This window comes from Mucilaginibacter yixingensis, from assembly GCF_041080815.1.
Lineage (GTDB): Bacteria > Bacteroidota > Bacteroidia > Sphingobacteriales > Sphingobacteriaceae > Mucilaginibacter > Mucilaginibacter yixingensis.
Genome location: NZ_CP160205.1, coordinates 20,791 through 44,432 on the forward strand (window position 1 = coordinate 20,791; position 23,642 = coordinate 44,432).

Below are 23,642 nucleotides of genomic sequence, written 5' to 3' on the forward strand. Positions count from 1 at the left end.
TGAATGAAAAATAACATCCTCATCGTAGACGACATCCATCCCATTTTTATAGAACGAGCCGAAGAGTTGGGTTATACCTGCAGCTATCAGCCTACCATCACCAAGCAACAGGCGCTGGAACTATTGCCCGCTTATGAAGGCTTATTGATTCGCTCTAAGTTTCAGGTTGACCAGGCGGTGCTGGATCTGGCTACATCGCTGCGCTTTATTTGTCGCGCAGGCGCGGGGATGGATAATATTGATGAAGCTTACGCCATCAGCAAAAATATCCATCTGATTAACGCCCCCGAGGGTAACTCTGACGCCGTGGGCGAACACGCGATTGGTATGCTGCTTTCGTTGATGAATAATTTTAATCGTGCCGATGCCGAAGTGCGCGGCGGACAGTGGCAGCGCGAAGCCAACCGCGGCTGCGAGCTGAAAGGTAAAACGGTAGGTATTGTGGGCTACGGACACATGGGCCGCAGTTTTGCCCGCAAGCTATCAGGCTTTGAAGTAAATGTGATTGCTTACGATAAATATAAAACAGGCTTTAGCGATCAGTATGCCCGTGAGGTGAGCATGGAAGAAATTGTAAAGCAAAGCGATGTGCTGAGCATCCACGTGCCGCTTACAAAAGAGACAAACGGATTGATTAGTGATGAATACCTGTTCCATTTGCGCAAGCCTATTTTCTTTATCAATACCTCGCGCGGCAAGGTGGCGCAGGTACAGGCGGTGCTTAACGCTATTAAACAAGGCAAAATATTGGGCGCTGCGCTTGACGTATTGGAGGTAGAGAAATTCCCGGCCCTGGGTGAGCAAGCCTGGTATGAAGAATTAAAGCAGAGTGGCAAAGTACTGCTTACCCCGCACGTGGCCGGCTGGACATTTGAGTCGTACCGTAAAATAAGCGAGGTAATGGCCGATAAATTGGCAGATTATAGCAGAAATAAAGCGTAAGTTGATGGTAGCGATGGGTTTGAAACCCATCACGGCATTTGGTAGATGGCCTTGGGTCTGGTGCTTTGAGCCTGGGTTATTTACGCAAAAACAGCTCAAAAAATTTTGACTTTACAACATTAATCATTTATCTTCGTTCTTACACCAAAGCAAGGCTGCGTCAAGAACGTAGTCTTGTTTTGTTTTTAATAACCCTCGTCAACGTCCTTCTTAACACAGGAGGGCGGTTTTTTTTGGCGAAGTTTGACACAAGTATCACTATTTATTTTTGTGAGTTATGGCAGAAGTGACCTATTATACCAAAGAAGGTTTAGAAAAATTAAAAGAGGAATTACAGTACCTGAAAACCGAAGGTCGTGCCCAGATTGCAAAAGCAATTGCAGAAGCGCGCGATAAAGGCGACCTTTCTGAGAATGCCGAATATGATGCGGCAAAAGAGGCCCAAGGCCTGCACGAAACCAAAATTGCCAAATTGAGCGATGTACTGGCCAGTGCCCGTTTATTAGACGAGAGCAAGCTGGATACCTCAAAAGTATTGGCCCTATCAATTGTTAAAATTAAAAACACCAAAAACGGCGCCACCATGAGCTATCAGCTGGTGTCTGAAAGTGAAGCCGATCTTAAATCGGGCAAAATATCTGTTAGCTCTCCAATAGCCAAAGGCTTGCTGGGCAAAAAAGTTGGCGAGAAAACCGAGATCCAGGTGCCAGCCGGCAAAATGGAGTTTGAGATTCTGGAAATTAGCCGCTAATACAATGAGCGTATGAGTGAATTGTGAATGAGTGAATTTTATATTAAGAAGATATGCTCATTCACAATTTAAAACTTTCTGGTTGAATGAATCTTTATAAATTTGAATATTCACTCAATCACTCATTCAATCCCTCAAAACTACCATGCCCAGCATTTTTTCTAAAATAGTTGCCGGCGATATACCTGCCTACAAGGTTGCCGAGAGTAATGATTTCCTGGCTTTCCTGGATATCAGTCCGCTAAAAGAAGGCCACTTGCTGGTAATCCCTAAGCAAGAGGTTGATTACCTGTTTGATCTGAATGACGAGACCTATACCGGCCTGCAGCTGTTTGCCAAAATTGTGGCTAAAGGACTGAAAGAGGCCATCCCCTGCGAGCGCATTGGCGTGGTAGTAATGGGCCTGGAGGTGCCGCACGCACACATCCATCTCATCCCTATGAACGAGGCGAATGATATCAATTTTGCCAACCCCAAACTCAAATTTACTCCCGAGCAGTTTGAGGCCACCGTTAAGAAAATTAAGGCCGCCCTGCGCGAAGATTACAAACACGATTTGTAAAGGCAATAACAGGAAAGACGGGTTAAAACTTATCTGATTTTAGGCTAAAGCCCTTAATATTGTTGTACACTCCCGCCCCATAAATGGGACGGCAATGAATTAAAGGTATGGTATTATTGCCGTTGACTTTAGTCAACGGATGTTTTTGGTTGATCAAATGGCTTTAGCCCAAAACTCGTCAATCCTTTATCTTAAAGACGATTTTCCTGAACGCAACAGCAGTAATGCTCCCCTCCTTGTTTTTATTGTGTATCTTTGACACATAGAAACAATGACACCCGTATTGAAAATAGCCGTTGTGGGGCCCGAGTCTACGGGTAAGTCTACGCTTTCGGCGTTATTGGCGGCGCATTATCATACCGTTTGGGTGCCAGAGTATGCGCGCGAGTACTGTGCTAATTTAACTGAGGCGCCAACTATAGATGATGAGGTGGCCATGTTTTACGGTCAGCTAAAGCTGGAGCAGGAGTATCTGCCCCGCGCCAATAAGATCCTCATTTGCGATACCACTTTTATTACCGTAAAAATCTGGAGCGATGCTTTCTTTGGCCATACCCCGCAGGTGGTGCTGGACGAGTTGCCGCGTCGCCCTTATGATCTGTATTTGTTATTGGATATTGATATGCCCTGGCAGGATGATCCGCTGAGGGATTTCCCGACGCGCCGCGAGCATTTTATGGAGATTTGGCATGAAGAACTGAAAGCGCTTAATGCCAATTATGTAACGATATCTGGTTTGGGTGAAGAAAGAGGACAAGCTGCAATTAGAGCGATTGATGGATTTTTGAAAGAAAAGGGTGCTTTTTAAACATCCCGAGTATCCTTTAAATCCCTCAAATTCTGGTTTTGGCTATCGTTTTCCACAGCCAAAAACGTTTTCCACAATTCAAACCAAAAAACACTTTTTACATATATATATTTTTCCTACATTTGCGGGCTAATTGTAGCTCATTGAAATCGCTGAAGACATACGCCATTCCATTTACCGGCTTAAGCCTGGGGAAGCACGAGTTTGACTTTGTGGTAGCCGACGAGTTTTTCACAGAGTTTGATTACTCGCTGGTTAAGAAAGCCGATGTAAAGTGCAAGGTTGAACTGGAGAGGCAGGAAACCATGCTGATCCTGAACTTTCACCTGCAAGGCAGCATTGGCATGACCTGCGATAGGTGTCTGGCTGATTATCCGCAGAATATTGACATCCGCGAGCAGCAGATTGCCAAGTTTAGCGAAGAAGAGATAGATGAGGACGAAGAAGTGATAGCCCTTTCAAAAAATGATCATGAGATCAATATTGCGGGGCTGATTTATGAATATATTAACGTTGCGGTGCCTTTTATAGCCACCTGCGGCAATGAGGGTAAAACCCCTTACTGTGATAAGGATATGCTCGATCGTTTAAGTAAACTTTCGGGCAGTGAAGAACAAACCGAGCAGACAGACCCGCGTTGGGATGCGCTCAAAAACATTAATAAATAAAGACAAAGAGTTATGCCACATCCAAAACGGAAATTCTCGAAATCAAGAACTGCTAAGCGTCGTACGCACTACAAAGCTGACGCGCCTACTTTAACTACCTGCAAAACTACAGGTGCAGTTCATTTACCTCACCGCGCCTACACTGTAGACGGCAATCTGTATTACAACGGTAAATTACTGGTAGAAAAAGCTGCTGTAGCCTAAGTAAATTTTCTTTAAATGAAGATTGGCTTAGATATGATGGGCGGCGACTACGCCCCCAAGGCTACTGTTTTAGGGGCTATTGCAGCCCATAAAACGCTGGCAGAAGGCCAAAAGCTGGTGCTTATTGGCGATAGCCAGGTCATAAGAGATCTTCTGGAAGAAAATAATTATAGCGCCGATGGCTTTGAGTTTGTTCATACCACCGAGGTGATCGGTATGGGTGAGCATCCAACTAAAGCTGTTGTGCAAAAACCAGACTCGAGCATTAGCGTCGGCTTTCAGATGTTGAAAGACGGCAAGCTGGATGCTTTTACGTCTGCGGGCAATACCGGCGCCATGCTGGTGGGCGCTATGTTCAGCGTAAAAACCATTCCGGGCGTACAACGTCCGGCAATGACAACTATAGTACCCAAACTGAAAGGCGGTTTGGGTATTTTGTTGGATGTAGGTGCCAATGCCGATTGTAAGCCAGAAGTTCTGGTGCAGTTTGGTGTGTTGGGCAGCCTGCTGGCACAATCGGTTTATCAGATTGATAATCCGCGCGTGGCGCTGATGAATATTGGCGAAGAAGAAGAAAAAGGAAACCTGCTTTGCCAGGCCACCTATCCACTAATGAAGGAGAGCACTCAATTCAACTTTGTTGGTAATGTGGAAGGACGCGACCTGTTTAGCGACATGGCCGATGTTTACGTTTGCGATGGTTTTACCGGCAACGTAATTCTCAAAATGGCCGAGTCGTTTTATGTCATCACTATTAAAAAAGGCTTAAAAGACGAGTTTTTCGATCGTTTTAACTACGAGCAGTACGGCGGTAGCCCAATTTTGGGCGTTAATGCTCCTGTGGTGGTTGGGCACGGTATATCTAGTCCGGAGGCTATTAAAAATATGGTGCTGTTGTGCAGAGATATGGTAGAAACCAATCTTGTTGACCAATTTAAAAAGGCTTTTCAACCATAATTATATAACAATCTAGATGAGTAAAATTCATGCCGCTATAACCGCGGTGCACGGCTACGCCCCTGAATACGTGCTAACCAACCACGAATTGGAAACCATGGTTGATACCAACGACGAGTGGATTACCTCTCGTACCGGTATCAAGGAGCGCAGAATATTAAAAGGCGAAGGACTGGCCACTTCTGATCTGGCCGTTCCAGCTGTTGAAGAGTTGCTGCGTAAACGCGGCATCGGTGCCGAAGAGATTGAACTGATCATTTTCTGTACCACTACCCCCGATATGCCATTCCCGGCTACGGCCAACATTCTGGCCGATAAAATCGGCGCCAAAAATGCCTGGGGTTATGATCTGCAGGCTGCATGTTCAGGCTTTATCTACGGCCTGTCTACCGGCGCTTCATTCATAGAGAGTGGCAAGCATAAAAAAGTATTAGTAGTAGGCGGCGATAAAATGTCGGCTATTATCAATTATGAAGACCGCGCTACCTGCATCATTTTTGGTGACGGTTGCGGTGCTGTATTACTGGAGCCAAATACCGAAGGCTACGGTGTTATTGATTCTATCCTGAAAAGTGATGGCGCTGGCCGCAGCTATTTGCACCAAAAAGCAGGTGGTTCATTAAAACCGGCTTCGCACGAAACTGTGGACGCCAAAGAGCACTTTGCTTATCAGGAAGGTCAGGCGGTATTTAAATTTGCCGTTACCAATATGGCCGATGTAGCTGCCGAGGTAATGGAGAAAAACAACCTGGTATCTGAAGATATTGCATGGTTGGTGCCACACCAGGCCAACAAACGTATTATTGATGCTACTGCCAACCGCACCGGCGTACCTGCCGAAAAAGTGGTAGTAAACATTGAGCGTTACGGCAATACCACCAACGGAACCATTCCACTGTGTTTGTGGGAGTGGGAAAGTAAATTTAAAAAAGGCGACAATATTATATTAGCAGCCTTTGGCGGCGGCTTCACCTGGGGTTCTGTATACCTGAAGTGGGCCTATTAAATTAAGGATTGAAGGCGTGAGTTTTGAATGAGTGATTAGTTTCAAATTCGAAATTGAGCATCCCAAATCCGAAATAAATAAAACATCAACTAAGTTCGCACTGTATTAATTATTAAATAATTAGCCTGTCATTTGCACATTTGCGCTTACGCATATTTGCACATACAGACATTAACATATAACTTAGCCACCCAACTGTTAGCCAATACAAACTATTGCATAATTAACTATGGATATTAAGCAAATACAAGACCTTATCCGTTTTGTTTCCAAATCGGGCGTTAACGAAGTCTCTATTGAGCAGGACGAGTTCAAGATTACTATAAAAACCAACCAGGCTCCAACCTATGTAACAGCTACTGTTCCGGGTGCGGCTCCTGCTCCGGTTGCTATACCTGCTGCACCTGTTGCGCAAGATTTTGCACCAGTTGCTGCTGCCCCTGCCGCTCCTGCTGCTGCAGATAATGCTAACTACATCACTATCAAATCGCCAATGATCGGTACTTTCTACCGTTCTGCAAGTCCGGAAAAACCAATGTTTGTAAACGTTGGCGACGAGATTAAACCTGGTAGTGTGCTGTGCATTGTTGAAGCCATGAAATTGTTTAACGAGATTGAGGCTGAAGTATCAGGCCGTATCGTGAAAATTCTGGTAGACAACTCTTCGCCGGTTGAGTATGACCAGCCTTTGTTCCTGGTAGAACCAGTTTAAGGGTTGATTAAGAGAATGGTTGATTAAGCGCGTGGTTTTAACGGCAGCTTGGTCAACACAGACAGCTAATCAACTAACGATAAAGTGATGGTTGATTATGCGATTGGGAGATACTCAATCAGCTAATCAACTCAATCAACCAATCAACTTAAAACAAACTATGTTTAAAAAAATACTCATAGCCAACCGTGGCGAAATAGCCCTTCGTATTATCCGTACTTGTAAAGAGATGGGTATAAAAACGGTTGCTGTATACTCTACTGCAGACCGCGATAGTTTGCATGTGCGCTTTGCTGATGAGGCCGTGTGTATCGGTCCACCGGCTAGCCGCGATTCTTACCTCAATATCCCGAACATTATTTCGGCTGCAGAGGTTACCAATGCCGATGCCATTCACCCTGGCTATGGCTTCCTTTCAGAAAATGCCAAATTCTCAGCCATCTGTGCTGAATACAATATTAAATTTATTGGCGCTACTGCCGATCAGATCAACGCCATGGGCGACAAGGCTTCGGCCAAAGCAACCATGAAGAAAGCTGGTGTACCTTGTATCCCGGGTTCTGAAGGTCTGTTAGAAAGCGTAAAGCAAGGTATTGAGATTTCCAGAAAAATAGGTTACCCGGTTATATTGAAAGCTACCGCTGGCGGTGGTGGCCGTGGTATGCGTATTGTTTGGAACGACGAAGAGTTTGAACCAGCCTGGGATTCTGCACGTGCCGAAGCCGGTGCTGCATTTGCCAACGATGGCATGTACCTGGAAAAATACGTAGTTGATCCGCGCCACATCGAAATACAGGTTGTGGGCGATCAGTACGGTAAAGTATGTCACTTGTCTGAACGCGATTGCTCTATTCAGCGTCGTCACCAGAAACTGGTTGAGGAGGCTCCGTCTCCGTTCATGACCGAGAAGCTGCGTAAAAAAATGGGCGATGCCGCCATTAAAGGTGCCAAAGCTGTTAAATATGAAGGTGCCGGTACCATTGAGTTTTTAGTGGACAAAGACCGCAACTTCTACTTCATGGAGATGAACACCCGTATCCAGGTAGAGCACCCGGTTACCGAGGAGGTAATTAACTTTGACTTGATCAAAGAGCAAATTAAAGTTGCTGCTGGTGTGCCTATCTCTGGCAAAAACTACGAGCCTGTAATGCATGCCATTGAGTGCCGTATCAACGCTGAAGATCCGTTTAACAATTTCCGTCCGTCGCCAGGTAAAATCACCAATTTCCACTCTCCGGGTGGTCATGGTGTGCGTGTTGATACACACGTTTACAGCGGCTACGTTATCCCGCCAAACTACGATTCAATGATTGCTAAGGTAATTTGCGTGGCCCAAACCCGCGAAGAAGCCCTGAGCACCATGGAGCGCGCACTAAGCGAGTTTGTAATTGAAGGCATTAAAACTACTATACCTTTCCATTTGAAGCTGCTGCAGGATCCAAACTTCCGTGCCGGTAACTTCACCACCAAGTTTATGGAAACGTTTGAGTTCTAAATAAAACCTTTGTAAACACGCCACCTATAAATACCCCTAAATACAAAGGTTTAAATGAGCGAAGACAACAAACTGGTTAAGGCCATAAAAGATAAAGGCAAAAACCTCGAGGCCGAAATGTCATTTTTTGACCACCTCGAGGTTTTGCGTGGCCATCTTATCCGCTCATCCATCGCCATCCTGATTTTTGCCATAGCGGCATTTGTTTATTTCGACTGGATTTTTGATACCCTGATCATGGGCCCAAGTAAGCCCACGTTCTGGACCTACCGCGCGGTATGTACGCTGGGCAACTGGCTGCACCGCGATATGTGTTTCAGAACAGTCCACTTCAGGTTGATCAATAATGAAATGGCGGGGCAGTTCATTTTGCAAATTAACTCTGCACTTCTCATTGGCGTTACCGCAGGTATCCCTTACCTGCTGTGGGAGCTATGGCGATTTATCAAACCAGCCCTGCATGATAAGGAACGTAAGGCAGCAAGCGGTTTTGTGTTCTACGCGTCGCTACTGTTCTTTTTGGGTGTACTGTTTGGCTACTACATCATTACACCGGTATCTGTCAACTTTTTGATGGGTTACACCGTGAGCCCAAGCATTGAAAACATGCCGACGATTGATAACTATCTGTCGTCTGTAGCCACGCTCACGCTGGCAACCGGTTTGGTGTTTGAGTTACCGATCCTGATCTACATCCTGGCTACCATGGGAATTATGACGCCTAAGTTTATGCGCGCCTCCCGTCGTTACGCCATCATCATCATTCTGATTATTGCCGCGGTGGTTACCCCTACTCCGGATATGATGACCATGACCGTTGTGGCTATCCCGCTGTATGTGCTGTTCGAGGTGAGCATCATCGTATCGGCCCGTGTAGAGAAACGCAGGGAAGCTAAACTGAACGAGGCGTAAGAAATTGCAATCATTGCCGTTGACTTTAGTCAACGGAATACGAATAATATCAAAAAGGCTTTAGCCAAACCTAGCAGATGCAGGTTCGGCTAAAGCCTTTTCTTATTTAATAAATACCCTATAAATAAGACAGCGATGAACTGTTGCCAGGCACTTCAAAGGCCGGTTAGCGGGTTTTCTATCACGTCATTGCGAGGCACGAAGCAATCTCTGCGAAGGATATTTGGATATGCAAATCTGCTTTGCATATGCAGAGATTGCTTCGTGCCTCGCAATGACGCATTTGGTGCGTTTCCCACCATTATTCCTTAACTTTGCTCCCGATCCGGGATAAAAACCCGGCAACACCATGATCAAAGAAACCGAAATTGTTGCAGCACCAGAGCTGCATGGAGATGAAGCCGCTCTTATCAAACTCGCCTCATCTGCAACGGGCATAGCTGCTGCCCGCATAAAAGGACTAAAAATTTTAAAACGATCTATTGACGCCCGCGGCCGCAAAGTGGTTTACCGCATGCAGGTACGTGTGTTTGTGGACGAACCTTATAAACCCGAAGTTTTCAGCGTTGATTATCCGAATGTGAAGGACGCGAAGCCGGTCATTATTGTAGGTGCCGGTCCTGCGGGATTGTTTGCTGCATTGCAATGTATTGAATCAGGCTTTAAACCGATTGTGCTGGAACGCGGTAAAGATGTAAAGCAACGTCGCCGCGATCTGGCCGAGATCAATAAACAAGGTGTGGTAAACCCCGAATCAAACTATTGTTTCGGCGAAGGTGGTGCGGGTACATACTCCGATGGCAAACTTTACACCCGTTCTACCAAGCGCGGTGATGTGAATGCGGTGTTGAAAGCTTTTGTAGCGCACGGTGCATCTGAAGATATTTTGGTCGATGCCCGTCCGCATATCGGTACCAATAAATTGCCGCAGATTATTACCGCCATGCGCGAAACTGTGCTGAATGCCGGCGGAGAAGTGCGGTTTGATGCGAAAGTAACAGAGCTGATTACCAGCTTTGATAAAATAAAGGGCGTAAAAACAGCCGGTGGCGAAAGTATTTTAGCTGATGCCGTGATTCTGGCTACCGGTCACTCGGCCCGCGATATTTTTGAGACGCTGCACCGTCAGGATATTCTGATCGAGGCCAAACCGTTTGCTTTAGGTGTACGCATCGAGCATCCGCAGGAAATTATAGACCGTGCGCAATATCATTGCGATGCGCGCGGCGAATACCTGCCCCCATCCTATTATAGTTTGGTTGAGCAGGTAGATGAGCGGGGCGTATTCTCGTTTTGTATGTGCCCGGGCGGCATCATTGCCCCCTGCGCTACCGATGCCGATGAAATTGTGGTGAACGGTTGGAGCCCAAGCAAGCGCAATAACCCTTACGCCAACTCTGGCACCGTGGTGCAGATTAATTTCGAAGATGTAAAAGGCGATGACAAAGATCCGTTTAAACTGTTACGTTTTCAGCAACAGGTAGAGCAACTGGCTTTTAAAGCAGGTGGCGGTAACCTGGTGGCCCCGGCCCAGCGTATGGTTGATTTTGTAGAGGGGCGATTGTCTGCCGATCTACCTAAAAACTCCTACCTGCCCGGAACAAAAAGTGTGCAGTTGAACGAAGTATTGCCCGGTTGGATTAACGAGCGGTTGCGAAAAGCATTACCGGTATTCGGGCGCAAGATGAAAGGATATTTTACAAATGAGGCCATACTGGTGGGTGTAGAGTCGCGCACTTCATCGCCGGTAAAAATTCCGCGTGATCGGGAAACGCTGCAACATCCGCAGATTGGCGGCCTATATCCATGCGGTGAAGGTGCTGGCTATGCAGGTGGCATTATTTCTGCTGCTATAGATGGGATAAACTGCGCACTGGCAGCAATAAAAAGTTATAAATAAAACAAATGGCGGCTTTATATATTTAAAAGTATTGTCATTGCGAGCAGGATTGCGGGGAGGATTGAGCGCGAAGCAATCTCGTCGCATGTAAATTTGATCCTGCGACGAGATTGCTTCGTTCCTCGCAAAGACAATGTTTGTTTTAAGGTAGACAAAAACTCAACTAACTATGACCACAGGCGAAAAACTGGAGCAAGAACTAGACAAAATTTTATCGGGCCAACCCTGGTACGGGCGGTCTGTCTATGATATTCTGGCTGATGTAAGCTTTGAAGCTGCATTTGAAAAGCCGATAGCCAATGCCCACAGCATAGCCGAGATTTTGCTGCACATGCTGGCCTGGACCGAAGAGGTAATGGACCGGCTGAATGGCATGAGCGCCAATACACCAGTAAGCGGCGACTGGCCCGAGACCGGCGCCCCCGATGAGGAAAAATGGAAACGCTGGGTAAGTGATTACAAACTGGTCAACGTAAACCTGGCCGTTATTATCCGCGATTTCCCAGACGAGAAATGGTGTTTCCCAATTATTGACGAGCGCGGAACCGCACCTGTAGCAACTCATGAAGAGATGGTGCATGGCTCCATTCAGCACCAAATTTATCACGGCGGACAGATTGCATTGTTGAGTAAAGCTTTGTAGCTTTAATAGATAAAGCCGTGGCCTTTGATAATCACAGAGCAATATCTAAAAGGAAAATTTGACGACGCGCAGCAATGCGAAGACGTTATTTTCACGTCCGATGATTTTATTGCAGTTATTGATGGCGCAACATCCAAAGCGGGTACTATAGCGGCAGACCAGATTACATCAGGGAAACGAGCAGGGCAATTGATTAGCGAGGTTTTGTCGACGTTGCCGGCAGATACCGACATGCAATCTGCCATAAGTAACTTTAATCAGCTCATTACCGCATACTATCATCAAAACAAAAGCACAAAATATTATTGGGATAACCCAATTGAACGGCTAACCGCATCAACAGTTATTTATAGTAAAAACAAGCACGAGCTTTGGATGATTGGCGATTGTATGGCGCTGATTAACGGTAAGCTGATAACCAATTATAAAAAGGTAGACGAAGTTTGCTCAGGTTTGCGGTCGGCATTTATTACCAATCAGCTGATGAGAAACGAAACCAGTGTTGAGCAGCTTTCAAAATCTGATACCGGGCGCAATTTTATTTTGCCGCTGCTCAGGTGGTCAATCCAGTTTCAGAATTGCGGATACGATCATGAGTTTGCTTACAGCGTGATAGACGGGTTCCCAGTTTCGCCTAAATTAATTAAGCAGGTAAAGCTGGAAGGTTCAGCAAAGATTGTTCTATCGTCAGACGGCTATCCCGAATTAAAAGATACCCTGGAGGAATCGGAGTCTATCCTTGAACGCACTTTAAAAGATGATCCGCTTTGTATTGATCTTTTTAAATCGACCAAGGGTTTGCGAAGTGGCACGGTGTCTTTTGATGACCGGGCCTATATCAGTTTTGTGGTTTGAGAATCTGGTTTAATTTGATTGTTTTTTAAATGTAGAGACGCATAATTGCGTCTCCCGCGTGCTTTTAAATAGGCTTGTCTCTTGGGAGACGCAATTATGCGTCTCTACTACGTCAATATTCCAATTCCTCGCAGCCAATCCCCGCTTTTCTTAAAGTGCTTTCAATTTGGCGCGGCGATAGATCTGCCGCTACTACTCTTAAAATATTATCGCAATCTTCCAGATCAAAGTTCCAGTCGGCCACATTGGGCATGGCGGTCAAGAGGGTTTGCACGCGATTAACCTGTCGCGGCTGGGTTACGCTGGTTTTAAAGATGAGGATGTTCATAGGTAATTAGTTTTGAGAGATGGTTGGCGCATGGTGTTTTGCTTTTTAGCCCCCACGCCATGCGCCAGCCGCCTTCCGTTTTATTTTTCTTCGGTACCTTCTTTATAATCCATCCAGTCGTTATCAAATCTGCCCCGACCGAACGGGCCACCACATCTGCCGGCAAATTTTTCTTTAAAGCGTTCGCGCTCCTCTGGTGTCATCTTTTCAAAATGCTCTCTCATACGCTGGCGCATCCACGGGGCACGGCCGCCACCAAACCTGGGCCCGCCTTTACCAAAGCCGAACAATATTTTGCACAGTATAAAAATACCCATGGCCTGCCAAAAGGTAATGGCGCTTACATGTAGTATGCCGGGTAGCAGGCAGTTCCATAACTGCATCACCACAAAGCTGATGAGTGATAAAAAGGCCGCAACGGCCAGCGGGATAAATACAAATCGCCCGCGAAAAAGAAATGCTTTCATGTCTTTAATCTTTAATATTTTGTAATGTCTTCGTACAACTGTTTCAGCCTGTCGCGCAGATGCAGTACGGCGTACCGCTTGCGCGAAACCAGTGTTTGTACATTAACGCCCGTCATCTCGGCCATCTCGGCAAATGAGATGTCATCCAGTTCGTGCCAAACAAAAACCTGACGCTGTTCTTCGGGCAGTTCATCCAGCGCGGCAAAAAGCTGCTCCCAAAACAGGTTGCGCAAATACGCTGTTTCCGGTGTAGAGGTTTCGGGCATCAGCAGGGCCTGATAATCGGCCGCGCTGTTTTCGTCGTCCTCGTCATCGCTGTAAAACAGATCGTCCAGCAAGCTTTCCGATTTCTTTTTATGCTTATCGGTAATCTTGTTGCGCGCTACCCTGTACAGCCAGGCGCCTGTCTGTTCAATGGGTTCAGCATTAATGACCGAGCTAAACTGCTGCCACACATCCTGCATAATGTCTTCGGCGTCGGCGTCGTTCTTTACCCTGCGACGGATGAACGACAGCAAATTTTTACCGTAAGCCTTTACGGCTTGCAGTATGGTGCTGTGTTTATCATCTGTCATCAGTGCGGTTGTCAATGTAATTGCTGTTTGTTAATGGGATAGACGAGCCATCCGCACAAACATTTTAAAGAATTTCAAAATATTTTAATTAAGAGCGAATCATAAGTAAAATATAACGATCACGTCATTGCGAGGCACAAAGCAATCTCTGTATTTGCAATGACGACTTGCATATCTGATTGTCCTATGCAGAGATTGCTTCGTGCCTCGCAATGACGTATAAGCTATTAGTTAACGAACTATACCATTTGTTACAGCAAAAGGCATTTGAGTTTTGTTAAATTTACCACATCAGCCGCATTTATTTATGAAGATAGCCCTTGCCACCCCTCCTTTTCCCATCAACCTTAACCAGGGTTTGGATTATGTTGAGCAATACGCCACGGAGGCAGCAGCTGGCGGCGCAAGGATTATTTGCTTCCCCGAAAGTTATCTGCCCGGCTACCCGGCAATAGAATATGAGGTTGAGAAGGCCAGTGCCGATGAATTGCGGCAGGCATTGAACCGCGTTTGCAAAATTGCACGTGAAAACTCAATATCGATTATTATGCCGATGGATTGGTACGAAGGCGGCCAATTTCTAAACACAGCCCAGGTGATATCTGCCGAAGGCGAAATATTAGGCTATCAAACCAAAAACCAACTCGACCCGACCGAAGACCATATCTGGAACGCCGGTACTGAGCGCCATCTGTTTGAGGTTGAAGGATTGAAATTTGGCGTCACCATTTGTCATGAGGGTTTTCGGTACCCAGAGTCGGTTCGCTGGGCGGCGCGTCGTGGGGCACATATTGTTTTCCATCCGTACCTGGCCGGTAGCGATGAGCAGGGTGCGGTGCCAGAAGTTTGGGCGCATCCCGATAATCCGTACTATGAGAAAGCCATGTTGATGCGTGCTAACGAGAATACCATTTATTTTGCCAGTGTAAATTATGCCATGAAATATCCGGATGCTGCCACCTCGCTCATCTCGCCTCAGGGCAAATGTCTGGCCTGGCAACCGTACACAAAGGCAGGTGTACTCACTATAGATATAGATTTGAATGCCGCTACGGCACTATTAGCCAAACGTTTCAAACCGCAGTTGTATGGCATGGCAGACTGACATCAATTCAAAATCGGCACGTTTTTGGATAAGTATTAAATAAAAAGGAAGAGTTTCATCATGGCCAATAAAAAAACATTGATTTTAGGCGCCACCCCCAATAGCGGCAGATACGCTTACCTGGCTGCAAATACGCTGGTTCGCAAAGGCCACGATATAATAAATGTAGGTCTTAGAAATGGCGAAGTTGCCGGCGTGCCGATTGAACGCCCCGATACTATTCACCAAGGTGTAGATACGATTACCCTATACGTTGGTCCGCAAAACCAGCCGCAACTGTATGACTATATTATAAAGACGCACCCCAAACGCATCATCTTTAATCCCGGCACAGAAAATACTGAACTGCGCAGAATGGCGATTAATAATGGTATCGAGACAGAATATGCCTGTACGTTGGTGATGTTGAGCACTGGGCAGTATTAATTATTTAGAAAAACAACAAGAAATAGGGGTTCCCATGGATATTCAGCGAGGTATTCAAATTGATAAGCCGTCCATCTTCGTACCCTGGGATGTCGATGTGGAGCAACTGTCGGTTCTTTTTAAACTGAACCCATTAAAGCGAGTGACGGATAAGTATTATACAATTGCCTGCGAATTATTTGATGGCCTATCTTGTTACCTGGGTTTTCATTTTAAACCAGGGACAAACGAGAGTTTGAGAGAGCTAGAGTTTTTTAGGGATCGATATGATGATCTCCAATGGTCATTTGAAGATTTTCAAAGCCATCTGGAGAAAGTATTCGGTTTGCCTGATGAAAGATATCCTATAGAAGAAGGTTTCAGCGGAGGTCATTGGTTGTTTAATGATACCTTAATTGTACATAGAGTTTTTGATCGATTTGGCCCGGAAGAGCATGTCCGTATCATTAAATTAGAGAACACAGAAACTTTGGCCTAACCATTTGATAATAACCTTGCGTTAGCTTCCTGTAGAAAGTATCCTCATCTCCTTCGGATAATAATTGTTTACTCTATTAGGCAGCAACTTGGCCCAGCCCAGCGGATGCCCTTCAAAACACATCAGGTTCCATCCCTTTTGAGAAAGGTCCAAATCTTTGATTTCATCCCGGCGCAGATAGCTAATGGCTTGCTCCCGGCTGAGTTCGGTTTGTTGGATCTGGTCGCGATCAAGCATCAGGCTCATGGCCAGCTCATGATCGGGCACCAGGTCTTTGCCGGCAAGGCTACCCAGCCGCACGCCCGATTTTTTAATATATAAATACTGCTGCAGCGTTTCCAGATCCTCGCGGTGTATCTTGTCTATCGCCAGCCAGTCGTCATTTAGTTTAAAAAAATAATAATTGGCCGGCTCCTTTATATAAGGCTTCAGCAAGTCGATAGATTTATAATCTGGTTTACCCTGATCTTTCTTTTTAAAAGCCTTGGTCTCGCCGCTGCTTTCAGTTTTGCGTAAGCATGCAGCAAACAGACCCTCGCCCTGCACCTTGCCCGGGTAAAAACGATACCCCCAGGCTTTATGCTCCGTTGATTGACTTTCTACCACGCCCCAATCCTGTTCAACAGGTATGCGCACGCTTTCCATACCAAACTCGGTGCATAACCAATCCAGCACCTGCTCGTTTTCTTGCTCAGAGTAAGAACAGGTAGAGTATATTAAATAACCATCCTCGCGCAGGGCGGGATAAACATCGGCCAGTATGCGCTCCTGCCGTTGCTGGCAAAGGTTCACATTATCTACAGACCACTCCTGCATCGCCTCCGGCTCCTTACGGAACATGCCCGAGCCCGAACAAGGCGCATCCACCAGGATCAGGTCAAAGAAACCTTTTACCCGGCCATAGTCGCGCGGATCATTATTAGTTACTATCGTATTGCTGCGCCCCCATCGGGTCAGATTATCAGTAAGGATGGGGACACGCGTTTTAATAATCTCGTTAGCCACCAGCAAATCATCCTGATTTAGGGCCGAGCTAAGCAATGTGCTTTTGCCGCCGGGCGCTGCGCATAGGTCCAACGCACGGATTGGCTCATCCATTTCGCCGCGTATACTATTATATATATGTGTAATAAACATAGACGATGCCTCCTGCACATAATAACAACCGGCATGAAACAGCGGATCGAACGTGAACGATGGGCGGCTTTCCAGATAAAAGCCCTCTGGGCACCAGGGCACCTCTACCCCCGGCTGCTGGCCACTATATTTAGATGGATTGATGCGGATACTGGTAGGTGCCGGCAAGTTTTGGTGCGTTTCAACAAAGTTTTGCGCGTCAAAACCTGGTGCATTGCTAATAGACTCAATAAACTTTCCTGGAAAAACGATGTCGCTCATATCTAATCAAAGGTATGAATTTTAACAAACGGGCGTATTTGCAGGCTTGTGTTAAAAATAGATGAACACAATGTAAGCTAATCTTCAAGTAGTTATGGACTTTGTTTTAATGATTTAAAAATAGTTGTTGGCACGAGCCAAAAAACGCTGTACATTTGTAGTTCGCTTTTGAAAAAAGGCGACGTTATTTGAAAATTGGGAACAAAAAAATAAATCTGAAAAAGTTGAATTTTTCACTTGACAGAAAGGAAAAAAGTTCCCACCTTTGCAACCCGCAATTGAAGGATCGCGGTTGTTATTTGAAGGAAGAGTAAAGGAGTTGGAAGCGGTTGAAGATCAGCAATGATTGGAGACGGGGGGAGAGAGCAAGTAGGGTGTAGAGATCTTAAGAAATCGAGCCTGAAAGAGAGAAAAAAGAATTTTAAAATAGTTCTTGGAGAAGCGGAAAAGATGACTACCTTTGCAGCCCGAACGGCGGGAAAGCGAAATTGAAAAACGGAGCTGGAAACGCAGAAAGGGGCGAGAAAAAAAATAAAAATTTTCTTCTTGCAAATAAGAAAAAGGTTCTTACCTTTGCAGTCCCAAACAAAACGGGACAAAAACACTGAGAGAGCGAATCTCGAAAGTAAATGAAAAACTGATAGAATTAATCCAAGCGTAAGTAAGGAATAAGGATATAAGAAAGGGAGTCGTGAGACACCGGAAGAAGTTCTTTAGAATAAAGAGAATAAAATAAATCATGAAGCAAAGCGGGAGCGATGCAGAGTTTACCAGAAGGTAAACGAAACATTGCGAACTGTCAAAAGACTTTGAGGACTGGAAATTTGTCAAAAGATAACATAATAGGCGCAAGCCTATTGACAAACAGATTTCTAATTTCCTAAGAGAAACTAGGGTCTGGATACAAACAAAACATTTTACAATGGAGAGTTTGATCCTGGCTCAGGATGAACGCTAGCGGCAGGCCTAATACATGCAAGTCGGACGGGATTGAGGAGCTTGCTCCTCATGAGAGTGGCGCACGGGTGCGTAACACGTATGTAACCTACCTTGTTCAGGGGGATAGCCTCTCGAAAGAGAGATTAAGACCGCATAAAATCACACTATGGCATCATAGAATGATCAAATATTTATAGGAACAAGATGGGCATGCGGAACATTAGCTAGTTGGTAAGGTAACGGCTTACCAAGGCTACGATGTTTAGGGGATCTGAGAGGATGGCCCCCCACACTGGTACTGAGACACGGACCAGACTCCTACGGGAGGCAGCAGTAAGGAATATTGGTCAATGGGCGGAAGCCTGAACCAGCCATGCCGCGTGCAGGAAGACGGCCCTACGGGTTGTAAACTGCTTTTGTACCGGAATAAACCTACTTACGTGTAAGTAGCTGAATGTACGGTAAGAATAAGGATCGGCTAACTCCGTGCCAGCAGCCGCGGTAATACGGAGGATCCGAGCGTTATCCGGATTTATTGGGTTTAAAGGGTGCGTAGGCGGCCTATTAAGTCAGGGGTGAAAGACGGTAGCTCAACTATCGCAGTGCCCTTGATACTGATGGGCTTGAATGCAGCTGAGGTAGGCGGAATGTGACAAGTAGCGGTGAAATGCATAGATATGTCACAGAACACCGATTGCGAAGGCAGCTTACTAAAGTGCGATTGACGCTGAGGCACGAAAGCGTGGGGATCAAACAGGATTAGATACCCTGGTAGTCCACGCCCTAAACGATGAATACTCGATGTTGGCGATATACGGTCAGCGTCTAAGCGAAAGCGTTAAGTATTCCACCTGGGGAGTACGCCCGCAAGGGTGAAACTCAAAGGAATTGACGGGGGCCCGCACAAGCGGAGGAGCATGTGGTTTAATTCGATGATACGCGAGGAACCTTACCCGGGCTTGAAAGTTAGTGAATAGAGCAGAGACGCTCTAGTCCTTCGGGACACGAAACTAGGTGCTGCATGGCTGTCGTCAGCTCGTGCCGTGAGGTGTTGGGTTAAGTCCCGCAACGAGCGCAACCCCTATGTTTAGTTGCCAGCACATAATGGTGGGGACTCTAAACAGACTGCCTACGCAAGTAGAGAGGAAGGAGGGGACGACGTCAAGTCATCATGGCCCTTACGTCCGGGGCTACACACGTGCTACAATGGGCCATACAGAGGGCAGCAACCTGGCAACAGGAAGCCAATCTCAAAAAGTGGTTCACAGTTCGGATCGGGGTCTGCAACTCGACCCCGTGAAGTTGGATTCGCTAGTAATCGCAGATCAGCAATGCTGCGGTGAATACGTTCCCGGGCCTTGTACACACCGCCCGTCAAGCCATGGAAGCTGGAAGTGCCTGAAGTGCGTAACCGCAAGGAGCGTCCTAGGGTAAAGTCGGTAACTGGGGCTAAGTCGTAACAAGGTAGCCGTACCGGAAGGTGCGGCTGGAATACCTCCTTTCTGGAGCGAATTTCCAAGAAGTCAGTCAGAGACTATAACATTGACAGCCTGCTTTGTTCATGTTTATTTTATTCTTTAAAGATATAACCCAGGAAGATGAAGCCATCAGTTGGGCCGGCTAAAAAGAGTCGGGACGATAAGTGGCAGTAGCAGTAGTAAGTAGTAGTATAAAATACTGCGACTGCAACTAAATACTGCAACTAAGAAATAAAGTCCCGTAGCTCAGTTTGGTTAGAGCACTACACTGATAATGTAGGGGTCAGCAGTTCAAATCTGCTCGGGACTACATAAGTAACATTAACCTTGGGGGATTAGCTCAGCTGGCTAGAGCACCTGCCTTGCACGCAGGGGGTCAACGGTTCGAATCCGTTATTCTCCACGATGCTTTTCGAGTCGCAATGACTCAAATGGGAAGCAAAAAGTTCTTTGACATATTGGAAGAAGTAATTAAAAAACGAGAAAACAACAGAGGTTGTGAATCGTGAGAAGTGAATAGAGAGTTTACTCACTACTAACAACTCACCACTCACCAACCAAATAAAGGCATATTATACCGAGCAAAAGCGGTATAGTAGAAGAAAGTAAGAAAGGGTACACGGGGGATGCCTTGGCTCTCAGAGGCGATGAAGGACGTGATAAGCTGCGATAAGCTACGGGGATTAGCAAATATGAATTGATCCGTAGATTTCCGAATGGGGAAACCTAACTAACTGAAGGTTAGTTGCATAGCGCGAACCCGCTGAACTGAAACATCTAAGTAGGCGGAGGAAGAGAAAACAATAGTGATTTCCAGAGTAGTGGCGAGCGAAATGGAAGAAGCCCAAACCATATTTGTTACGGCAAATATGGGGTTGTAGGACTACAATGTGATACATTAAAATGAACCGGAAGGGTCTGGGAAGGCCTGCCATAGAGCATGAAAGCTGCGTACGGGTAAGTGATAATGATCTAGTAGTATCCTGAGTACCGCGAGGTCGGAGACGCCTTGTGGGAATCTGCCGGCACCATCCGGTAAGGCTAAATACTCCTGAGAGACCGATAGTGAACCAGTACCGTGAGGGAAAGGTGAAAAGAACCCCGAACAGGGGAGTGAAATAGAACCTGAAACCGTGTACTTACAAGCGGTCGGAGCAGACAAGTTCTGTGACGGCGTGCCTTTTGCATAATGAGCCTACGAGTTACTCTTCTCTGGCAAGGTTAAGTGGTTAAGCCACGCAGCCGAAGCGAAAGCGAGTCTGAATAGGGCGTGCAGTCAGAGGAGGTAGACGCGAAACCTTGTGATCTACCCATGGGCAGGTTGAAGGTGCCGTAACAGGTACTGGAGGACCGAACCGATAAACGTTGAAAAGTTTCCGGATGACTTGTGGGTAGGGGTGAAAGGCTAATCAAACTGGGAAATAGCTCGTACTCCCCGAAATGTTTTTAGGAACAGCCTGGCGGTTGAGTTATAAAGAGGTAGAGCTACTGATTGGGTGCGGGGGAGTCAAATCCTACCAAATCCAGACAAACTCCGAATGCTTTATAATATACGCTGGAGTGAGGCTATGGGTGCTAAGGTCCATGGCCGAGAGGGAAAGAACCCAGACCATCAGCTAAGGTCCCCAAATTAACGCTAAGTTGAACTAACGAGGTCCGATTGCATAGACAGCTAGGATGTTGGCTTGGAAGCAGCCATTCATTTAAAGAGTGCGTAACAGCTCACTAGTCGAGCGATCGGGCATGGATAATAAACGGGCATCAAGCGTTATACCGAAGCTATGGATTTGCAGTAATGCATCTGGTAGGGGAGCATTCTACAGTCAGTGAAGCTATACGCGGCAAGCGGTGGTGGAGATTGTAGAAAAGCAAATGTAGGCATAAGTAACGATAAGGCGGGAGAGAAACCCGCCCACCGAAAGACTAAGGTTTCCTGATCAACGCTAATCGGATCAGGGTTAGTCGGGGCCTAAGGTGTAGCCGAAGGGCGAAGCCGATGGATAACTGGTTAATATTCCAGTACGTTTTATAACTGCGATGCAGTGACGGAGTAGTGAAACTGACGCGAACTGACGGAATAGTTCGTTAAAGGCTGTAGGTATAGGAGATGTAGTTAAGTACGCATCTTTTGCTGAAAGCTGATAGTACTCGGAACCTTCGGGGGATGGGATAGTTCAGGTAATCAGACTTCCAAGAAAACCTGCTAAGCTTCAGGTTATAAAACCCCGTACCGTAAACCGACACAGGTAGTCGAGGAGAGAATCCTAAGGTGCTCGAGTGAATCATGGCTAAGGAACTCGGCAAAATGGCCCTGTAACTTCGGGAGAAGGGGCGCTGCAGAAATGCAGCCGCAGTGAAAAGGCCCAGGCGACTGTTTAACAAAAACACATGGCTTTGCAAAATCGAAAGATGACGTATAAGGCCTGACACCTGCCCGGTGCTGGAAGGTTAAGAGGGGATGTTAGTCGCAAGGCGAAGCATTGAATCGAAGCCCCAGTAAACGGCGGCCGTAACTATAACGGTCCTAAGGTAGCGAAATTCCTTGTCGGGTAAGTTCCGACCTGCACGAATGGTGTAACGATCTGGGCGCTGTCTCAGCCATGAGCTCGGTGAAATTGTGGTATCGGTGAAGACGCCGGTTACCCGCAACGGGACGGAAAGACCCCATGCACCTTCACTACAACTTAACATTGATATCGGATACAGGATGTGTAGGATAGGTGGGAGACTGTGATCATGCTTCGCTAGGAGTATGTTAGTCAACGTTGAAATACCACCCTTTCTGTATTTGGTGTCTAACTCCACAAAGTGGAGGACATTGTTTGGCGGGTAGTTTGACTGGGGTGGTCGCCTCCAAAAAGGTAACGGAGGCTTTCAAAGGTAAGCTCAGTACGCTTGGTAACCGTACGCGGAGTGCAATAGCATAAGCTTGCTTGACAGTGAGACAGACAAGTCGAGCTGGGTCGAAAGACGGATATAGTGATCCGGTGGTTCTGCATGGAAGGGCCATCGCTCAAAGGATAAAAGGTACGCTGGGGATAACAGGCTGATCTCCCCCAAGAGCTCATATCGACGGGGAGGTTTGGCACCTCGATGTCGGCTCGTCACATCCTGGGGCTGGAGAAGGTCCCAAGGGTTCGGCTGTTCGCCGATTAAAGTGGCACGCGAGCTGGGTTCAGAACGTCGCGAGACAGTTCGGTCCCTATCTGTTGTGGGCGCAGGAAGTTTGAGTGGGGCTGACCTTAGTACGAGAGGACCGGGTTGGACTAACCTCTAGTGAATCTGTTATGGCGCCAGCTGTACTGCAGAGTAGCTACGTTGGGAATAGATAAGCGCTGAAAGCATCTAAGTGCGAAACTAGCCACGAGATGAGACTTCCATTGAGGGTCGTAGGAGACTACTACGTTGATAGGTTACAGGTGTAAAGGTGGTGACATCATAGCCGAGTAATACTAATCGCCCGAAGCTTTCTTCGTAACAGATAACGGGTGCAGAGCAATCTGCACCCACAATCAAAACAACAATGCTGTTGTTCTCTCGTTTTCTTTATTACTTCTTTCAATCATGTTAATGTTATTGGGTTGAATAAGTTGATTAAGTTGGATTGAGTGAGTGGTTAAAACTACTTAACAAAATCAACCACTTAACAAATCAACTACTCACCAATCAACATAAAAATATTCAGGTGCCTATATCGGCGGTGTCCACCTCTTCCCATTCCGAACAGAGAAGTTAAGCCCGCCAGAGCCGATGGTACTGCAGTAAAATGTGGGAGAGTAGGTCGGTGCCAACCTTTATCATCCGAAGAGGATGTAAAACTAAAAGCCTTTGCTATCAGCAAAGGCTTTTCTCGTTTTCAGACTTTTCTAAAATACATCCCCATCACGTCTTCATCTCCAAATCCATTCCTCTAATAGCCTTTATACACTTTTTCGATGCAGCTCTCGGACATCTGCTCTTATTCCCTTCAACATCGAAAGATCCTGAGAATCTTTAAATCCTAAAAATTCTGCTGAGATCTGCCCTGGTTGCG

Annotated in this window: 21 protein-coding genes, 2 tRNA genes and 3 rRNA genes; 22 read left to right on the forward strand and 4 right to left on the reverse strand. The window is 46.3% G+C overall.

All coding sequences use genetic code 11. The annotated features are described in order from the left end of the window. Positions 1-3: 3 nt before the first annotated feature. From ABZR88_RS00125 to ABZR88_RS00190, 14 genes are all read left to right on the forward strand, one after another. On the forward strand, positions 4-942 hold the full coding sequence (locus ABZR88_RS00125) for a 2-hydroxyacid dehydrogenase (RefSeq protein ID WP_107830938.1): 939 nt from the start codon (positions 4-6) through the stop codon (positions 940-942). Positions 943-1,219: 277 nt separating this feature from the next. After that, complete coding sequence (gene greA, locus ABZR88_RS00130; protein ID WP_107830936.1) at positions 1,220-1,693, forward strand: transcription elongation factor GreA; 474 nt, start codon at positions 1,220-1,222, stop codon at positions 1,691-1,693. 145 nt (positions 1,694-1,838) lie between these two features. Then, entirely contained in the window at positions 1,839-2,255 is a 417-nt protein-coding gene (locus ABZR88_RS00135; RefSeq protein ID WP_107830934.1) for an HIT family protein, read from the forward strand. A 271-nt stretch (positions 2,256-2,526) separates the two neighbouring features. Beyond that, positions 2,527-3,063, forward strand: a complete 537-nt coding sequence (locus tag ABZR88_RS00140) for an AAA family ATPase (RefSeq protein WP_107830932.1) — start codon at positions 2,527-2,529, stop codon at positions 3,061-3,063. Between the two features lie 143 nt (positions 3,064-3,206). Continuing rightward, positions 3,207-3,731 carry a DUF177 domain-containing protein gene (locus tag ABZR88_RS00145; protein WP_107830931.1) on the forward strand — a complete coding sequence of 175 codons (525 nt, stop codon included), beginning with the start codon at positions 3,207-3,209 and terminating at the stop codon, positions 3,729-3,731. 12 nt (positions 3,732-3,743) lie between these two features. After that, entirely contained in the window at positions 3,744-3,935 is a 192-nt protein-coding gene (gene rpmF / locus ABZR88_RS00150) for a 50S ribosomal protein L32 (RefSeq protein ID WP_107830929.1), read from the forward strand. Positions 3,936-3,950: 15 nt separating this feature from the next. After that, positions 3,951-4,892, forward strand: a complete 942-nt coding sequence (gene plsX, locus ABZR88_RS00155; RefSeq protein WP_107830927.1) for a phosphate acyltransferase PlsX — start codon at positions 3,951-3,953, stop codon at positions 4,890-4,892. A gap of 16 nt (positions 4,893-4,908) precedes the next feature. Beyond that, complete coding sequence (locus tag ABZR88_RS00160) at positions 4,909-5,898, forward strand: beta-ketoacyl-ACP synthase III (protein WP_107830925.1); 990 nt, start codon at positions 4,909-4,911, stop codon at positions 5,896-5,898. Between the two features lie 229 nt (positions 5,899-6,127). Then, positions 6,128-6,610, forward strand: a complete 483-nt coding sequence (gene accB / locus ABZR88_RS00165) for an acetyl-CoA carboxylase biotin carboxyl carrier protein (RefSeq protein WP_107830923.1) — start codon at positions 6,128-6,130, stop codon at positions 6,608-6,610. 160 nt (positions 6,611-6,770) lie between these two features. After that, on the forward strand, positions 6,771-8,105 hold the full coding sequence (gene accC / locus ABZR88_RS00170; protein ID WP_107830921.1) for an acetyl-CoA carboxylase biotin carboxylase subunit: 1,335 nt from the start codon (positions 6,771-6,773) through the stop codon (positions 8,103-8,105). Positions 8,106-8,159: 54 nt separating this feature from the next. Continuing rightward, positions 8,160-9,017 (forward strand): twin-arginine translocase subunit TatC, encoded by an 858-nt coding sequence (gene tatC / locus ABZR88_RS00175; protein ID WP_107830920.1) that lies wholly within the window; start codon positions 8,160-8,162, stop codon positions 9,015-9,017. Between the two features lie 349 nt (positions 9,018-9,366). Next, entirely contained in the window at positions 9,367-10,917 is a 1,551-nt protein-coding gene (locus tag ABZR88_RS00180; RefSeq protein WP_107830919.1) for an NAD(P)/FAD-dependent oxidoreductase, read from the forward strand. A 169-nt stretch (positions 10,918-11,086) separates the two neighbouring features. Next, positions 11,087-11,560 carry a DinB family protein gene (locus ABZR88_RS00185; RefSeq protein WP_107830918.1) on the forward strand — a complete coding sequence of 158 codons (474 nt, stop codon included), beginning with the start codon at positions 11,087-11,089 and terminating at the stop codon, positions 11,558-11,560. A gap of 24 nt (positions 11,561-11,584) precedes the next feature. After that, positions 11,585-12,415, forward strand: a complete 831-nt coding sequence (locus ABZR88_RS00190) for a hypothetical protein (RefSeq protein WP_107830917.1) — start codon at positions 11,585-11,587, stop codon at positions 12,413-12,415. A 112-nt stretch (positions 12,416-12,527) separates the two neighbouring features. Here ABZR88_RS00190 and ABZR88_RS00195 read toward each other — a convergent pair whose 3' ends face one another. The 3 genes from ABZR88_RS00195 to ABZR88_RS00205 all read right to left on the reverse strand — a co-directional run bounded on the left by ABZR88_RS00195 (position 12,528) and on the right by ABZR88_RS00205 (position 13,785). Next, positions 12,528-12,743, reverse strand: coding sequence for a hypothetical protein (locus ABZR88_RS00195; protein ID WP_107830915.1), 216 nt, complete (start codon positions 12,741-12,743; stop codon positions 12,528-12,530). Between the two features lie 80 nt (positions 12,744-12,823). Further along, positions 12,824-13,210 carry a hypothetical protein gene (locus ABZR88_RS00200; protein WP_107830913.1) on the reverse strand — a complete coding sequence of 129 codons (387 nt, stop codon included), beginning with the start codon at positions 13,208-13,210 and terminating at the stop codon, positions 12,824-12,826. A gap of 11 nt (positions 13,211-13,221) precedes the next feature. Further along, positions 13,222-13,785, reverse strand: coding sequence for an RNA polymerase sigma factor (locus tag ABZR88_RS00205; RefSeq protein ID WP_107830911.1), 564 nt, complete (start codon positions 13,783-13,785; stop codon positions 13,222-13,224). A gap of 307 nt (positions 13,786-14,092) precedes the next feature. On the opposite strand from ABZR88_RS00205, the gene ABZR88_RS00210 reads away from it, so the two are divergent. Genes ABZR88_RS00210 through ABZR88_RS00220 form a run of 3 tightly spaced genes read left to right on the forward strand, consistent with a single transcriptional unit; the run spans position 14,093 to position 15,794 of the window. Continuing rightward, positions 14,093-14,890 (forward strand): carbon-nitrogen hydrolase family protein, encoded by a 798-nt coding sequence (locus ABZR88_RS00210; RefSeq protein ID WP_107830909.1) that lies wholly within the window; start codon positions 14,093-14,095, stop codon positions 14,888-14,890. Positions 14,891-14,950: 60 nt separating this feature from the next. Further along, positions 14,951-15,316 (forward strand): CoA-binding protein, encoded by a 366-nt coding sequence (locus ABZR88_RS00215; protein ID WP_107830907.1) that lies wholly within the window; start codon positions 14,951-14,953, stop codon positions 15,314-15,316. A 34-nt stretch (positions 15,317-15,350) separates the two neighbouring features. Next, complete coding sequence (locus ABZR88_RS00220; RefSeq protein ID WP_107830905.1) at positions 15,351-15,794, forward strand: hypothetical protein; 444 nt, start codon at positions 15,351-15,353, stop codon at positions 15,792-15,794. Positions 15,795-15,815: 21 nt separating this feature from the next. On the opposite strand, the gene ABZR88_RS00225 is transcribed toward ABZR88_RS00220, so the two are convergent. After that, positions 15,816-17,192 carry an RNA methyltransferase gene (locus ABZR88_RS00225; protein ID WP_107830903.1) on the reverse strand — a complete coding sequence of 459 codons (1,377 nt, stop codon included), beginning with the start codon at positions 17,190-17,192 and terminating at the stop codon, positions 15,816-15,818. A gap of 919 nt (positions 17,193-18,111) precedes the next feature. Here ABZR88_RS00225 and ABZR88_RS00230 point away from each other — a divergent pair. The 5 genes from ABZR88_RS00230 to rrf all read left to right on the forward strand — a co-directional run bounded on the left by ABZR88_RS00230 (position 18,112) and on the right by rrf (position 23,402). After that, positions 18,112-19,633: ribosomal RNA gene (locus tag ABZR88_RS00230) — 16S ribosomal RNA — on the forward strand. A gap of 211 nt (positions 19,634-19,844) precedes the next feature. Continuing rightward, positions 19,845-19,919, forward strand: a tRNA-Ile gene (locus ABZR88_RS00235). Between the two features lie 19 nt (positions 19,920-19,938). Continuing rightward, positions 19,939-20,012 (forward strand) — tRNA-Ala (locus tag ABZR88_RS00240). A gap of 195 nt (positions 20,013-20,207) precedes the next feature. Next, positions 20,208-23,085 (forward strand): 23S ribosomal RNA (locus tag ABZR88_RS00245). A 205-nt stretch (positions 23,086-23,290) separates the two neighbouring features. Further along, a 5S ribosomal RNA gene (rrf, locus tag ABZR88_RS00250) occupies positions 23,291-23,402 on the forward strand. The 16S, 23S and 5S rRNA genes sit together here with 2 tRNA genes alongside, the layout of an rRNA operon. Positions 23,403-23,642 lie beyond the last annotated feature (240 nt).